This window comes from Desulfomonilaceae bacterium (assembly GCA_041662605.1).
GTDB lineage: Bacteria > Desulfobacterota > Desulfomonilia > Desulfomonilales > Desulfomonilaceae > CAJBEZ01.
In genome coordinates, this window is sequence record JBAZSD010000047.1 from 1 (window position 1) to 15,298 (window position 15,298).

General features: G+C 45.9%; 12 protein-coding genes. 6 read left to right on the top strand and 6 right to left on the bottom strand.

Annotated features, from left to right (window positions below; genetic code table 11):
• Positions 1-360 precede the first annotated feature (360 nt).
• The 4 genes from WC647_19580 (at position 361) to WC647_19595 (ending at position 3,815) form a co-directional block, all read left to right on the top strand.
• The gene (locus tag WC647_19580) at positions 361-1,116 is read left to right on the top strand and encodes an ABC transporter permease (GenBank protein MFA6224505.1); all 756 of its coding nucleotides are present in this window, start codon (positions 361-363) and stop codon (positions 1,114-1,116) included.
• 100 nt (positions 1,117-1,216) lie between these two features.
• The gene (locus WC647_19585; protein ID MFA6224506.1) at positions 1,217-1,951 is read left to right on the top strand and encodes a hypothetical protein; all 735 of its coding nucleotides are present in this window, start codon (positions 1,217-1,219) and stop codon (positions 1,949-1,951) included.
• 165 nt (positions 1,952-2,116) lie between these two features.
• The gene (locus WC647_19590; GenBank protein ID MFA6224507.1) at positions 2,117-2,884 is read left to right on the top strand and encodes an ABC transporter ATP-binding protein; all 768 of its coding nucleotides are present in this window, start codon (positions 2,117-2,119) and stop codon (positions 2,882-2,884) included.
• Positions 2,885-3,071: 187 nt separating this feature from the next.
• On the top strand, positions 3,072-3,815 hold the full coding sequence (locus WC647_19595; GenBank protein MFA6224508.1) for a CmcI family methyltransferase: 744 nt from the start codon (positions 3,072-3,074) through the stop codon (positions 3,813-3,815).
• Here WC647_19595 and WC647_19600 read toward each other — a convergent pair.
• From WC647_19600 to WC647_19620, 5 genes are all read right to left on the bottom strand, one after another.
• Positions 3,715-5,805 (bottom strand): hypothetical protein, encoded by a 2,091-nt coding sequence (locus WC647_19600; GenBank protein ID MFA6224509.1) that lies wholly within the window; start codon positions 5,803-5,805, stop codon positions 3,715-3,717. The genes WC647_19595 and WC647_19600 overlap by 101 nt on opposite strands.
• A 33-nt stretch (positions 5,806-5,838) precedes the next feature.
• A complete protein-coding gene (locus WC647_19605) occupies positions 5,839-8,475 on the bottom strand; it encodes a glycosyltransferase family 4 protein (protein ID MFA6224510.1) in 2,637 nt (878 codons plus the stop codon).
• A gap of 178 nt (positions 8,476-8,653) precedes the next feature.
• Positions 8,654-9,157, bottom strand: coding sequence for a hypothetical protein (locus WC647_19610; protein ID MFA6224511.1), 504 nt, complete (start codon positions 9,155-9,157; stop codon positions 8,654-8,656).
• The gene (locus tag WC647_19615; GenBank protein ID MFA6224512.1) at positions 9,136-9,498 is read right to left on the bottom strand and encodes a nucleotidyltransferase domain-containing protein; all 363 of its coding nucleotides are present in this window, start codon (positions 9,496-9,498) and stop codon (positions 9,136-9,138) included. The genes WC647_19610 and WC647_19615 overlap by 22 nt, the downstream gene beginning before the upstream one ends.
• Positions 9,499-9,535: 37 nt before the next feature.
• A complete protein-coding gene (locus WC647_19620; GenBank protein MFA6224513.1) occupies positions 9,536-10,492 on the bottom strand; it encodes a radical SAM protein in 957 nt (318 codons plus the stop codon).
• A gap of 214 nt (positions 10,493-10,706) precedes the next feature.
• On the opposite strand from WC647_19620, the gene WC647_19625 reads away from it, so the two are divergent.
• On the top strand, positions 10,707-12,416 hold the full coding sequence (locus tag WC647_19625; protein MFA6224514.1) for a proline--tRNA ligase: 1,710 nt from the start codon (positions 10,707-10,709) through the stop codon (positions 12,414-12,416).
• Positions 12,417-12,445: 29 nt separating this feature from the next.
• Here WC647_19625 and WC647_19630 read toward each other — a convergent pair whose 3' ends face one another.
• Entirely contained in the window at positions 12,446-12,748 is a 303-nt protein-coding gene (locus WC647_19630) for a hypothetical protein (protein ID MFA6224515.1), read from the bottom strand.
• A gap of 182 nt (positions 12,749-12,930) precedes the next feature.
• On the opposite strand from WC647_19630, the gene WC647_19635 reads away from it, so the two are divergent.
• Positions 12,931-15,159 carry a tetratricopeptide repeat protein gene (locus WC647_19635; protein ID MFA6224516.1) on the top strand — a complete coding sequence of 743 codons (2,229 nt, stop codon included), beginning with the start codon at positions 12,931-12,933 and terminating at the stop codon, positions 15,157-15,159.
• The last annotated feature ends 139 nt before the right edge of the window (positions 15,160-15,298 follow it).

The window sequence follows — 15,298 nt, forward strand, 5'->3', positions numbered from 1 at the left end:
AGCCTTGACAGAAGAACACCTTATGAAGTTTACTGGGGTTACCCACCCCAACAGAGAGCAGCGGCATGAACAAGCAGCTTGCACTTAAAAGTCGCGTTCAACTGTCCTAATTCGCTAGACCATTGCTTTTCACCCCACAGGTCAGGGAAAGATCTCTCGTCGCTACGCTCGCACGAAATGACAATTGTCGCGAGGTTCGGTCGAGATGATATGCGTCGCAAGGGCCTGCCATGAGGAAATTGGCGCCGTGGTTTTCTTTTCTCAAATCCTTTGACACTCACATCAAAATATAGTAATCAATTTCCTTAATTGTTTTAGACTCTTGATCTGTATAATTAATGGGGGGACAATATTAGAGACATGTTTATATCGGGGGATCTTCTGTTCAATCTTGTCCGCTGCGAACTCACGGTACGGTACAAGCGGTCTGCAATTGGATTCATGTGGACGATGCTGAATCCTATAATTATGACAGCGGTTTACACGGTTGTTTTTTCAACAATATTCAGGTTTGGGACCAAAGATTTCATTATCTATTTTTTGTCCGCATACCTTGTGTGGAATTTCTTCTCGCAAAGCACGACCACGGCTTCGAGATGCATCATAAACGCTGGGCAACTCATCAAGAAGGTCTACATCACAAAGATTGCGCTGGTCCTGTCCGTAGTTTTGTCCGGATTGATCAATTTTGGAGCAGCGATGATACCGTTGCTGATAATAGTTCCAATATTGGGAAACGGCTTCCATGCGTCTATGTTGTTCCTGATAGTGCCATTTATCCTTGTGACCATGTTCACACTAGGGGTGGCCTTGATGCTTGCTTCGATGACCGTGTTCTTTCTTGATGTGGGCGAATTTTATAACGTGATTCTCATGCCGTGGATGTTCCTTACTCCCATAATGTATCCGATGGATATAGTGCCCGAGAGATACCACATATTTATCAAAATGAACCCCATGTATTATTTCATCGAGAGTTTCAGATGCCCTATTTACAATGGTACGCTCCCGAGTTTCGGCATAATTGCGATGAGCGTTTTGATTGCTGTGGTGACGCTTATCATTGGGTACAAGGTGTTTACCAAGGCTGAAGATGATTTTGTTTATTATGTGTAGGCATCTCGATCGAGGCTTGCCACGAGCCACAATTCCTTGACGCTCCATTTAAAATGATTCACATTAATAGTGTTACATCAAGGGGGCAAGGAGGTAGTTTATGAACATCCCACTGTTGGAGTCAAGAGTCAGAAGCCTGGAAGAGATGATGGCCGACCTGATAGCCACAGTTGCGCAAACATCAATAGAGATGCGGGAATTTAAAGAAGAAATGAAGGAATTCAAAGATGAAATGCGCGGGTTTAAGGAAGAGATGAGTGGTTTTAAGGACGGTGTCGAAAGCTTTAAGGATGAGATGCGCGGTTTCAAAGATGAAGTGAGCGGTTTTAAGGATGGAATCGAAAGTTTTAAGGATGAGATGCGCCGAGAGCATCGGCAACTGAACAAACAGCTTGGAGAGATAGCCAACAAACAAGGTCGCATGACAGAAGATCTGGTAGCGCCGAGTATATGCGGTATACTTCAGGAAGTGGTTGACTGCCCACCGTCTTACGGCTGCGGTCTCATGGTACGAATACGCCGGGTTCACCCAGACGACAGAAGTCGTACCAAGGAGTTTGACGCCATAGCCGAATGCGGTGACTATGTGTTGGTTAACGAGACAAAAAATAAACTTGCTCCGGCTGATATCGGCGAACTAATGGATACAATTAGAGATGTCAGGGAATACTTCCCGGAATATACAAATCGAAAATTCATCGGTTCTTTGGCTACCTTATACGTTGACGACAGCCTTGTGAAGCACGCTTCCCGGAAAGGAATTATTGTCCTCGCTGTGGGCGATGAATTGATGGACGTAATGAATGAACCGGGTTTTAGGCCAACTGAATTCTAAGGTGTTTTTTACAGCAAACATGGACGCCTGCCACTACTGTTGAATTGTCGGCACCTCGGCTGACACTACTATCAAGGTATTGTCATTTCGAACGAAGAGGGAAATCTATTTTGTGGGTGATCACCAGTTTACCCTGATCCTCAGATCAAAGGGGGAATCTGAGCGGTGAGTTCTAAAAAGAACATGCAATCTATCAACGTTTCGGGCGTTTCCGTAAAATTCCAGTTACCTAAGCAGGTAATTCGGTCGGTCAAAGAATATGTAATTTACCGTATTAAGGGTGGTCGTTACGATTACGAGGAGTTCTGGGCGCTCAAGAACGTAGACATTGAATCACCTACAGGCAAAGTAGTTGGTGTAATCGGCCGTAATGGAGCGGGCAAGAGCACGCTGCTCAAAGTTCTGGCAGGTGTTATCAAACCGATAGAAGGGAAAGTTGTGATTAATGGGCGGATCGCCCCGTTAATCGAGCTTGGAGCGGGCTTTGACCCTGAACTGACAGGCCGTGAGAACACTTATCTCAACGGGACTATCCTGGGTTGCACAAATAAGGAAATAACTCAAAAACTCGACCAGATTATAGATTTCTCGGAACTTGGGGAATTCATTGACGCTCCTCTGCGGACCTATTCATCGGGAATGATAGCAAGGCTCGGCTTTGCGATAGCCACGGATGTGGATCCGGACATTTTAATTGTGGATGAGATCCTCGGTGTGGGTGATGACGCTTTCCAGACCAAGTGCAGGAGGCGCATTGAGAACTTCAGAGCCAGTGGCGTTACGATCCTCTTCGTGTCGCACGACCTTAAACAGGTGGAGGAAATGTCCGATTACGTCTACTGGCTGGATCACGGCGAGATCAGGGCTAATGGTCGACCTGAACATGTCGTGGCGCAATACAGAGAATTTATGGCTGAACGAGCCGCTAATTAATGAGCCTCGTGTCTTCCATAATCAGCCCTGACAGGGCGTCGTAACTCAGCCTAGGGTGACGCGCTAGGAAAGGCCAGAACAAAACGACACATCTCAGCTGAAAATATAAGTTGCTTTAAACAAAGTTGCTATATATTTGTATTAATTAATAACTGCCTTATGTAAGCAAGGCAAACGGGGGGAATCGATGACACACCATGATCTGATTTCAGAATTCAACAAAATCTATTACGACGACGAAAACAACACATGGAAGAGCACACAATGGCTGGGGACTCCCGTCCAAAAATTTCCGACGGATCTTTGGATTTATCAGGAACTGATCTACAAACTCAGACCTGATCTCATTATTGAAACAGGTACCCTCTATGGGGGATCAGCGCTATTCTTAGCAACAATTCTTAATGCAATTAATCATGGCAGGGTTATTTCTGTGGATATTAGCGACGGGCCAGATGGGGAAAAGCCTCGACCACGTCATCACAGGCTGAAGTACATTAAGGGTTCCTCTACCGATGAAATTGTGCTTCTCAAGCTTGCGGAGGAATCGGCCGGCCTTGAAACGGTGATGGTGATACTGGATTCAGATCACTCCAAAGAGCATGTCTTAGCCGAAATGATTTGTTTTAAGGATATGGTCACAACGGGAAGCTATCTAATCGTGGAAGATACGAATATAAACGGTCACCCCGTTTTCCCGGATTTCGGGCCAGGTCCTATGGAGGCGGTAATGGAGTTCCTGGCGGAAAACGAAGAATTTATTGTGGATACATCTCTGGAAAGATTGATGTTGACGGCAAATCCACGAGGTTATCTGAGAAAGGTGGAACCTAATGGCGCCTATGAGCAGGTTGCGCCATGTCCAAATCAAAGACCTTGTAACCGTCCGCTTCAAACACCGGTTTCATTTTGGGGTTCGACTCCCACGTAAGACTGTCTGACGGATGAGTCAAATACCATCTGATTTTGTTCGCCCTTGCGATTCTGTTGATACATTCGGCAGAATCGCATTTTCTTAATTCTTCATGAAGCTTTTGCCTCCGATCGATTAACTCTGAACCTGGAACATTTCTAGAAACAAACCGATGGTATGGTTCGGACAAAAATGGACGGCGTTCACTTATCCCAGTTATTACATTCATGAATTGATCCTCTTCAGAATCCAGAAACACATCCCCAATCTTCCCGTTTGCCCTCATGAATTCCCCTGCTCTCCACACATCCATTTCTATTTTGAAATTCTGATGACGGTCAGCGCATGGCCCTATATTCAAGACGGATTCGCCGAAATGCCATGGAACAATTAATAGTAAGGCCGTGGCTAGTGCTAGCGCTATCTTGAGTTTTGGGCCGAGAACAGTGGACTTGTGTTTCCACTGATCCACTCTCTTGAACAACAGGTCGCATGATCTCCCGGCCAACCAGATAACGAAGATATAGTAGACAACATGGAATGGGCGATGATGGAGTTCGTCGAGATTACCGTATTGGTTGGCGGGCATGACTACAACCAGGCCTGTCCACATGGCCGTGCAAAGGAAAGGTAAGGCGTCTTTAAAATCTAGAAGCTTTTTAACCAGGAGCCAATTTACCAGACCTGCGCCGACTATTATTAATGGCCCCAGAGTAGCGAACCACAGGAGAATTGTTCCGACCGCAATATCATCCCGGATAGTAAGAGTTTTCTGAGTGAGCCCGAACAACCACGCATATATCCTCGGATCGGAATCTGAAGCGCGCGAGAAAATACCACGAAAAAATTCGAGCGCCCATGGTTGACCAAATGAAATGTAACGGAGCTGGACCCCGATTAACGCCATTGTAACGAAACCAATAATCAACAGGCATATTCCCAAAAATCTTTTAGTTTTGCTTATGGATGGGAAAAACAGCATTATCCAAAGACATGCCGCCGGCAATATGATGATGAATACATGGGCCTTAAATAATGCCAGGCTTAGGATTGGAACGAGGCCTCCCAATACTTGCCGATCATTTCTGATGGCTACGCCCTTCCCTACCAGACTCAATCCAACAGCGGCTATTGCTTCCGCGTAAAACAGCGCAGCCCCTGTTTGGCCGAGAAAGTGGTAACTGAAATATCCAAGCCCACAACCATACATATAGGGGTCGGGCAAAAGAGTGATCATCAGGGCGCATGATATTCCTTCTTTCTTGCCCCACAATCCGTTTCCCAAGACGAACGCCCCTAGTCCGGACAGGATCCCGCCCAGCGGTAACCAGAATGCAGTCGAAATGTTGATCGCCGGAACATAGCTTACGGCTCGCAGGACCGAAGGGATCATGTACGAGCCGTAATGATAAAAAGGCGCCGGAATGCCTGACATCATGGCGAATTCTTGCGGGACTCCGAGTTTGGAGCATTCATAAAGGCGTTGAATTATGGAGGCATGAACAAAATGGTCGGACCATGGTAGGAACCTGATGTGATCAGGGTTAATGATTTTCTGGATTACGCCGGTCTGACTCCACAAAGACATTGATAAACCAATTGTTAACAACAGCCACAGATTGTACCATCTCCAGTTTATGGCGCCTAGGGACTCCGGGTTGCGGATGAGAAAGCACAAAGGCGCTATATTCCAAATTGCAAACAATGTGGCAGTCAAAAAGAAATTCGGTGAGAAAAACGCGGCGGTCAAAAGACCGACGCTTGTCAACCAGAAGCCGGTGATCAGGCATGACTCCATCGTGATCAGATTGAGGTCTGAGAGGGAGAATGATCTAAAATAGATCACCCCCCAGAGCACACATGAAAATGGCAGCCATGTCAGAAAAGCAATACCGCTAAGGTTAGGTACAATCCCACATCTCCCAAGATCGACGATCAAAACTGCGGCGAGTATCGAACAGTACGCTGCTGTCATCATTGTTGCCCTGAGCGATATCCAGCCCATCATCCCCCCGCCCCTCGAAATGACATTACAGTAGTTTCAGTTGAGCGATTCCTGAATCCAGCCTAACCGATCACGCATGCGGCTTCCAATAGCTTCAGGAGAATATTCCTCAAGCATCTTTTTCTTGGCCAGGGAGCCAACTTTTTGCGCAACGTTTGGATTTTTAACAACATAGGACATCAGTTCGGCGGCGTGATTACAATCCGGTTCTGCCCAACAACCGGCATTTTTGTAAGGGCCATCTTGTAAAGGGATTTCCGTAAGTTCATATTTGACTGGGAACGAGTTGGAATCATCCATGAATTCCATGTTGCCGGACCAACCGGTGGCAATTACCGGTTTGCCCAAACTCATTGCCTCTGCTATCGGCAAACCAAAACCTTCTGATCTATGAAGCGAGACGTAACAGTCCACGTTGGCCATCAGCGTGTTCAGTGACCACCTGTCCATATAACCCTCAATCAACGTAATTGATTTGGTCGTTTCGACCCTGCTCTTGATAATCTTTTTTACCTCTGGACGATGAGAAGAGTTGCTTATCTTGACGATCAGGCGAACATCCTGTGACGCAGTTCCGAAGGCTTTAATGAATGCTTCTATTGCGCCGAGAGGATTCTTACGCTCTGGAAAACTGAAAAAATCAACCATATTGAAAAATATGAAGGAGCCTTCAGGTAAACCCAGCATCCGTTGAGAATCTGGCTTCGATAGGGTCATGTTCATGGAGTGAGGTATCTTGACAACTGGTTTCAGCGACTTCCGGGCTAACACTTCGCGACAAAATTCGGACGCGGTCCAAATTTCATCAAAATATTCCAATGATTTAAGGAACTTCGAAGGGAACTCCGTTGTTTCCCACATCCAGTAGCCGATGTTGTAACGATCTGAGAAAAAATGTCGACCCATGCCCTGGACCAACGCCAGTGTCTGGTCGGCATTGACATGCACAAGGTTCACAAAGTGTTTGGGAGACTTGTCGACATCGGCGCCTACACTTTCAAACATCCTAGAATTGCAGCCGTCGGTAAAATTGATCGCGCTGATGGAAATTCCAGCGGCTGTGGCAGCGCGAATTGTCGCTCTGGCAGCTTCACCTAAACCAAGTTCAGCGGTAAGGTACCCGATGATGTTTAGCCCATGATCTTTGTGGCGATTTCTCGCATAAACCACTTTAGGCTGGGATTTGCCGCCATACGATTTCAAGAGACTTTGGTTTAGCGCTTCCCGTATTCTATGACAGCGATCCAATCCCAAGAGCCGTTTAGCGATCCTGTAAGCCCAGTGTACTGCCGGTTTGGCTAACCTACTGCAATGGTGGGCTAATTTCGCATCTGTGCGCTGGTCTTGAATTGCGCCATGATTGGGTCTTGTAAATTGTATAGCCACTGTCAGGACCTTGTTCACAAGGCCCTGCTTTAAGCTAGCCCAGCCTGCGCTGGGCTTGGCAATATTGTCTAGCCCCTTCCTTGCGACACGGACAAAGATATCGTCCAGCCCATGTTCCAAATTAGCGTTCTTCAGAAACCAACGGCATAAATCAACACCGTCATTCTCGCCACAATTGGGGAAAGCAGCCTGCAGGTCCGGTCTGGATTTGTATATGGATTCGCACAGTAAAGTAATCGGGTTTTTCTTCCCGTAAATTTTCTTGTTGTAGGTTTTCTGGAATCCTGGGTCCTTAGACATATCAAATGGATCTGAACCAAACACGGCACGTACTAAACGGTTGGTTCTGTACAACTCACGAACGGCCTTTGGAATTTTGACGGACGAATTAGTAAAGTGATCAAAATTATATGGTTGCCTGGAATAAAATTCTGACTGGTTCTTTTTTAACATTTCAAGATAGTTCTTTTTCAGTCTGTCAATGGTTATGGGTAGGCCTAGCGATTCAAAACGGTCTTCGTGACGGGACAGCAGTGACAATCCGTTTAGGCCCAATCCGCTGAAATGGAAAAAGATCAGCCGAGAAGATCCGACAAAGTATGCCCCGTCCTGGTCTGTGACCTCACGATGCTTCAGGTTCCAGTAAGCGACGTTCATTCCCGGGTCGTGCTCTACAAGTACCTGGCTTACAAAAGATGGAATAAAATCGCACCATTTCTGATCAACGAATATTCCTTCCGAAATAGCGACCCTGCAGTGGTCTGAGAGTTTGTCCGCCCACCAATCGATGAACTTCTGAACCTCGGCAGTGGGCTTCACAGCAAAGAATCCAAGGTTGTAGATGCCCGCTCTAAGTATATCCAGGTCGGCAGGCCGAAATTTATCATCTAGAGGCTCAGTTAGATGAGGCGTGACGACTGCGTGATATGATTCAAGTGAGCAAAATGTTCTTTCCAGGGAGCTGTAAACGAATATGTCCGGATCAAGATAGACGACTTTCTGGTAGCCCTTAGTGAACAGACACTTGATGGCAAAGGGTTTAACTGCGGTATTGAGTTCCAATATGTCATACTGGAAGCACATCTTCTTCCTCTGAGGAATCGGTATATCTTTGAAATTGATGACTTCGAAAACGTTCGACGCATAATGTTCAGGGTTGTAACCCTCATCAACCAGAACCACAAAAAGATCAGAAATTAAATCTACTTTCCTTACAGATTGCATGAGCGTTTTGGCATAATGGAAATAGTTGCAGGAAACGATTGTGAAAATGGCTCGCTTCGTCATTTGATTTCCCCCCGGATTTTCTAATGATAGCTAGGTTTTAATTAGTGGAATGGATCTCGATATCCCCCGTTCGTGAAAAGCATGTTCACGACGTCAGTCCAATTACTACATAATTTGACATGTTGCAATTAAATTCTAACTTGTTAAACTCATTTACTAATTAATAACATCAGGTGTGTCAGTTGCTGGGTAGGTCTTGTCGGGTAATTGAAACGACAGCCTGCCTGAATTTCGCTAAGTCTTTTTTTATGATCGGGTTTGATGACTTAATTCGGTTCAGCAGGATGAGGATACGTTCCTCATCAAGACCATGGGCATAGGCGTGCCTGAACACATGCCGAAAACCCCGGAGTTGATCGAGTATCCTGAAGCTTTCTTCCGAAAGTAAAGCGGGCCTTATTCCTTCTATTCCGAAAACCATGCGTTTCAAAAGAGATGAATGATAACCTGAATCGGAAGTAATGTTATTTTCCCAGAAAGAGCATATGATCTTGAACAAATCTTCGTACGCGCAATATAAGTTGTGAAGCCAGTAACCTATGCTTTCAACTACTTCATCCGGCATGGGATTTTTTGCGTCGGACGGCGTTCTTATTTGAATGATCTTATAAATCCTATCAATTTCCCTTGTCTGATAATCGAATTCTGCCAAGAAGACGGCTATTTTGTTTTCATCAACCATTTTAGCCCCTTTTCTTTAATTCTGTCACCAAATCCGCATTCTTCGAGGAGGACTACATCAACATCTCGCTCCAGCAATCTGGAGAGTTCGCCAATAAATTCATGATGCTGAAGTGGATCCAGTCCTTCGATCCCTATGTCCACATCTGAATTCTCATGAAACGCTCCTTCACGAGTCACTGAACCAAATACAAAAATCCCGTGCCAGAAGTACTTCTCTGACAGGACCCTGAGCGCTTTATCCAGACGCGCTAAAGCGAACTGACGCGACTTTTCACGTTCTTCGCTCTTGCGGGCACAATTCCTTTCCCAGACAGAAAAATCGAATTTTTGTTGATTCATGTCTAAGAGCCTAATTTAATTGCCGGAATCTTATTTTTTAGGTCCACCTAAACGGCTCATCCTCAGTAAAATCCGGAATGCCAAAATCCTGCGCCGCGAAGTCCTGTATATAGACATTCTCGAATCCAAGTTCCCAGCACTTATCAACCACCCTATCATATTCGTCCTGACGGATACGCCTGTTTATTTCTTTAAATTTATGAGCCTCATGCATCGGCGAATACTGGGCCATCAGGGATATCGCCACGTCTGTCGATAGATTAGCCTTTATCCACTGCAAAGTGTCGATAGAGCCCGAGATATCATTAGGCAACACAAGATGCCGGATCAATAAGCCTCTTTGAGCGCTCCCATCGGAATCAAGTTCCAGTTCGCCCACCTGCGAATACATCTCCAAGATGGCGGCTCTGGCATGTTCCACATAATCCGGACAATCCGAATATTTAGATGCGGCGTCATTATTAGCGTATTTCAAGTCAGGTAAGTAAATGTCCACAATCCCGTCGATCATCTTGATGACTTCCAGTGATTCATAGCCACCACAGTTATAAACAATCGGAAGATTCAGCCCGTGCGATACGCTCAAGCCCAGGGCCTCGATGAATGCGTGAACCTGATGTGTTGGGGAAACAGGCTCGATGTTTGTCGACCCTTCGGACTGAAGACGAACCATTTCAGAAGCCAGACCAGCGACTGAAATCTCATCACAGACAAGGCCTCTACTGATCTGGTGGTTTTGGCAGAATACACATCGAAGATTGCAGTGTGCAAAAAAGATGGTCCCTGCCCCACCGTTTCCAACTAGAGGAGGCTCTTCTCCGAAATGCTTGACAATACCGCTCACAGATGGGAGCCACCCAGCTCCGCAGTAGCCACATTCCCCGGAGGTCCGGTCTACTCCACATTCCCGTGGACAGAGGTGACAGGAAGAGGCAATTTTCCTTAGCTCCGCTGCGATGAGTAAAATTTCGCCGGATGATTTGTTGTTCAGCAATTGACTCCTATAGTGTCAGTCAAGTTCCCCTGTTGATTTATTTTAACAGAAACCAGGTTCCATACACTAGACTTCTCATCCTGCGCTTTTGGAATCCCAACATTTGCCTATTTGAAACGGTTCTGTTAAGAATTTGAAGATTGAGGACCATAAAAACCGCAATTGCGACCATGCGTAGCTAACAATGCACCATTAGCCGGTAGAGGAATTTTTAATGAAGCTATCCAGATTCTTGGTTCCGACCCTTAAAGAAGATCCTTCTGACGCTGAAGTTATAAGCCATAAACTAATGATAAGAGCTGGCATGATCCGAAAATTAACAGCCGGAATATATTCATATTTGCCTCTTGGTTATCGCTCATTGCGCAAAGTCGAGCAGATCGTTAGGGAAGAAATGGATGCGGCGGGCGCGCAAGAAGTCTTTCTGCCGGTTGTGCAACCATCGGAACTCTGGAAAGAATCAGGTCGCTGGGAAATCTATGGCAAAGAGCTGCTCAGATTCAAGGACAGGCATGACCGGGAATGTTGCCTTGGCCCGACCCACGAGGAAGTTATTACCGATCTTGTTAGACGCGAGGTTCGTTCTTATAGGGACCTGCCACTGAATTTGTATCAGATCCAAACCAAGTTTCGTGACGAAATAAGGCCTCGTTTCGGATTGATGCGTGGCCGCGAATTCATGATGAAAGACGGCTATTCCTTCGACGCGACTGAAGAAGGAGCGGAAGAGACCTATCTTCAAATGCGAGACGCATATGTTAAAATTTTCCAAAGATGCGGCCTGGAATTTAGAGCCGTTGAGGCTGACTCGGGCCCAATCGGTGGCAGTTTCTCACATGAGTTCATGGTTCTCGCGACCACGGGCGAAGACACTATAGTGTCATGTGATTCATGTGACTATGCGGCAAATCTTGAAAAAGCCGAAATTAGATCTCTACCTGCATCAATTGAATCTACTTCAGGAGAGCTTGAAAAAGTAAATACACCTGGCGTCAAGACGGTCGAAGAAGTCGCCGCTTTTCTTAAAATTGTTCCTGAAAACATCATCAAGACTCTTATTTTAAGAACAGATAAAGGTACTGTTGCCGTCCTGTTGAGGGGTGATCATGAACTTAACGAAGTCAAGGTAAAAAATTTCCTCAATGTTTCTGAGATTGAAATGGCCGGCGCTGACTTGATCCGGGAGGTTACGGGTGGCCCTGTAGGATTTTCAGGTCCACTTGGATTAAAAAATACGAGGATTTTGGCCGATAACGCCATATTTTCCATAGACGCCGCAGTGATAGGCGCAAACGAGATCGACACCCATCTGGTCAATGTAGATCCCAGAAAGGGTTTCAGGGTAGATGAAGCGGGAGATTTCCGGTCCGCAACAGAAGGTGACTTGTGTCCCCGGTGTGAAGGAACATTACGATTAAGCAAAGGAATAGAGGTCGGTCACATTTTCAAGCTTGGGGTCAAATACTCAAAAGCCATGAACGCGTCGTTTCTGGATCCGGAAGGCAAAGACACGTTAATGATAATGGGATGTTACGGGATCGGAGTAAGCAGAGTTCTTGCCGCTGCAATCGAACAGAATCACGACAATGACGGTATCATTTTTCCACCACCGTTGGCGCCTTTCACAGCAATAATCACCACAATAGCGTCAAAATCGGAGGCGATAAATGACGCTGCTCTCAAGGTGTATGAAAGCCTGTGGGCCAACAATATTGACACTCTGTGGGATGACAGAGACGAACGACCAGGGGTTAAATTCAAAGACGCTGACCTGTTTGGAATACCCTTAAGGATAACCATTGGCCAAAAAGCATTGTCACAAGGCGGTATTGAACTCAGAAATCGCCAGACAAAAGAGACCAGATTGATTAAGCCGGATGACCTTATCTCGGCCATTAAGGCAGAGATCCATTCGTGGGCCTGAACTCGCTGCATAAGTAAGACAGACGGTTATTACCTGCCGTAGTAGCCATAATACGGGTTGCCCGAATAAGCGCCACCATATTGCTGAGCAGGCGCAGGGTAACCATAAGAATAAGCCTGATTTTGTCCATCGCCCCCGTACCCGTAAGCGCCATAAGGATAGTAAGAATATCCGTAAGGATTGTATTGGGGCGGAGCGGGCGACGGGGACCACTGTTCCGGATATTGATTCATGGGGGCTGACCATTTGACTGGATCTTGAGCCATGACCCCACCCACAGCGAAAACCAAACAAAACAAGGTTAGGAATGCAATCATCAGACTTTCTCTCATATGTGTCTCCTACTAAGCAGTGTCCATAATTTTCAGTATCGTAGCCTCGTAATCCAGCTTGTTTGACATTAACGCCTCGTGTAATTTTAAATGTACCGGGCTCAAAGGTCAAACACCGTATGGGATTATCGAAGATCGGATTGTCAAAAACATACTAGCAGAAAAAACCTGGGAAATTTGTCATGCCTCCAAGACCCAAGAATCCAAAAATCTCGAAAAACAGTCAAAGGAAAACTTCCCACAAGAATTCAATAACCCGACCTGAGATTTCGCCAGACAATTTGAAAAAACCTCTCGGCGGTTGGCTGAAAAATGTTTTTTTAGGTTTGGTTGTCTGTTTCCTTGCGCTTGGATTCATAGAGTTTGGGTTAAGGTTGTTTTGGACCCCTGACGTGAAAATCGATGACCCTTTTGTGGGATTTTCCTCGATACATCCTCTTTTTAAAATCAAAGACGGTGTCGCTTCTGTTTCCCCCATTCGCTTAAAATATTTCAACGATGTTTCATTCCCGGTTGAAAAACCGCCAGACTCGTTGCGCGTGTTTTCTTTCGGCGAATCCACAACATATGGCCATCCCTTTGACGGCCGAACTTCATATTCGCGATGGCTCGAAGACATTCTGGCCGCGTCCTGCCCGACAAAGAAAGTTCAAGTTATCAATGCCGGTGGGATTTCCTACGCTTCTTACAGAATTGTGAATCTAGTACAGGAAAGTCTTCAATACAATCCCGACCTCGTAATAATGTATGTCGGGCACAATGAGTTCCTTGAAAGACGCAGTTACGCAGGCATGTTTGAGCAGGGACCGTTACTGATCTCGCTACGATCCTACATGGAGAATCTCAGGATTTACAGGGCGTTGGAAACCATCCTTGTACCGATAATAGACAGGGTAAAGACTGCTGACAAAAAGACGAATCAAAAAGATCATTCTCCAAATAGCAATGCAGATAAGACGCTACTCAATGATGAAGCTACCACAATTCTAGATAAGAGCGCTGGGCTGGACCTGTACTATCATGATGAACAATTTGCTCGCGGTGTATTAAAGCATTACGCTTACAACCTGAGAGAGATGATCTCCCTGTGCAAACAGGCCCACGTTCCAATAATTCTTGTGGAAACTCCCTCCAATCTCAAAGATTTTTCTCCCTTCAAGTCTCAACACGATTCCAAACTGACTTTGACGCAACAAAAAGAGATAGACCGAAAACTTGAAGACGTCAGAGCGTTGCTTGCAAGTGGAGATTTCAAGAAGGCCGTTGATGAAACAAATGAAATAGAGCGTGTTGATCCATTATACGCGCTGACCTATTTCCTGAAGGGCAAAGCCCTGGAAGCAGAGACGCAATACCAGGAAGCACGTCGCAACTTTGTAAAGGCTAAAGACCTAGACGTTTGCCCGCTTAGGGCAACGTCATCCATAATCGATCAAATTGACAAAATCGCTGCCGAACAGCAAGCGCCATTGATCAAATTTTGCAGTTTCGTGGATTCCTATTCCAAAGAGCATGGAAGTAAATCAGGCATCCCAGGGGATGAAAGTTTCCTGGATCATGTTCATCCGACTATTGAGTTGCACCAGGCGCTCGCTGAGCTTTTATATGAGAAAATTCAGTCTATGGGACTGATAAGCGGGTGCAAAACATTGAACAAGACGGAAATCCAATCAGTTTTGGACCAGGGGTTCAAATCCCTGGATTCGTCGATTTATGCGCTAAGAGACCTCAATCTGGCAAAAACCCTACGCTGGGCAGGCAAGAAGGAGGAAGCAAAGAGAGCGCTTTTACGAATCGCCGGGTCGGAAACCGACAACCCTGAAGTTCACAAAATGCTTGGCTCATTCGCTCTGGAAGCCCATCAATATGGAGAAGCGGTAAATGAATATCGCGAGGCCGTGAAACTCGCTGGTGGCGATCCGGAGTTGAAACTATCTCTGGCCATTGCTCTTTATAAGGGAGGAAATCGGAAGGAAGCGCAGGATACTTACGAACAAATTCTGGATTCCGGTCATGATTTTCCGGAAGTATACGCCAATCTCTCCATGTTATGGCTGGAAACTGGTCGAATCGATGAATCCCGGAAACTCATAGAGAAAGGCATTGAAAAATTTTCTGGGTCCTCAGCGCTCTATGCTCCCTACGCCCTGAATCTGGCAATATCCGGTAGACTGGATGAGGCCATCAAGTGGATGCTCAAGGCTGTGGCCACGGAACCAGGAGATCCATCTCACTACTACAACCTGGCTGGGATGTACGCTCTGAACAACCAGAATGCAAAAGCGTTTAAGTCTCTAAATATGGCGATAGATAGAGGCTATAGAAACCTGGATAAGCTTTCCTCGGACCCAGTATTCAAAAATCTACGCGATCAAAGCGAATTTAAAAAGATCAAGTCCCGATTGGAGTAATTTTATAGCGCATCGAGCGCTCCCTAATAATTGAGCCACTTGCAAAAGTGTTTTTTGGGTGTTTAAGCATGTGTAATAAATGAGCTTCACGGGCAGGCCCGTGGTATAGTGTTTTTGCAAAAAAGACGCTTTTTCACGG

What these genes read in the sequence shown, in the direction of transcription:
- WC647_19580 (MFA6224505.1), top strand. Translation starts at nt 361, where the DNA reads ATGTTTATATCGGGGGATCTTCTGTTCAATCTTGTCCGCTGCGAACTC.
- WC647_19595 (MFA6224508.1), top strand. Translation starts at nt 3,072, where the DNA reads ATGACACACCATGATCTGATTTCAGAATTCAACAAAATCTATTACGAC.
- WC647_19635 (MFA6224516.1), top strand. Translation starts at nt 12,931, where the DNA reads ATGCCTCCAAGACCCAAGAATCCAAAAATCTCGAAAAACAGTCAAAGG.
- WC647_19585 (MFA6224506.1), top strand. Translation starts at nt 1,217, where the DNA reads ATGAACATCCCACTGTTGGAGTCAAGAGTCAGAAGCCTGGAAGAGATG.
- WC647_19615 (MFA6224512.1), bottom strand. Translation starts at nt 9,498, where the DNA reads ATGAATCAACAAAAATTCGATTTTTCTGTCTGGGAAAGGAATTGTGCC.
- WC647_19605 (MFA6224510.1), bottom strand. Translation starts at nt 8,475, where the DNA reads ATGACGAAGCGAGCCATTTTCACAATCGTTTCCTGCAACTATTTCCAT.
- WC647_19625 (MFA6224514.1), top strand. Translation starts at nt 10,707, where the DNA reads ATGAAGCTATCCAGATTCTTGGTTCCGACCCTTAAAGAAGATCCTTCT.
- WC647_19600 (MFA6224509.1), bottom strand. Translation starts at nt 5,805, where the DNA reads ATGATGGGCTGGATATCGCTCAGGGCAACAATGATGACAGCAGCGTAC.
- WC647_19630 (MFA6224515.1), bottom strand. Translation starts at nt 12,748, where the DNA reads ATGAGAGAAAGTCTGATGATTGCATTCCTAACCTTGTTTTGTTTGGTT.
- WC647_19610 (MFA6224511.1), bottom strand. Translation starts at nt 9,157, where the DNA reads ATGGTTGATGAAAACAAAATAGCCGTCTTCTTGGCAGAATTCGATTAT.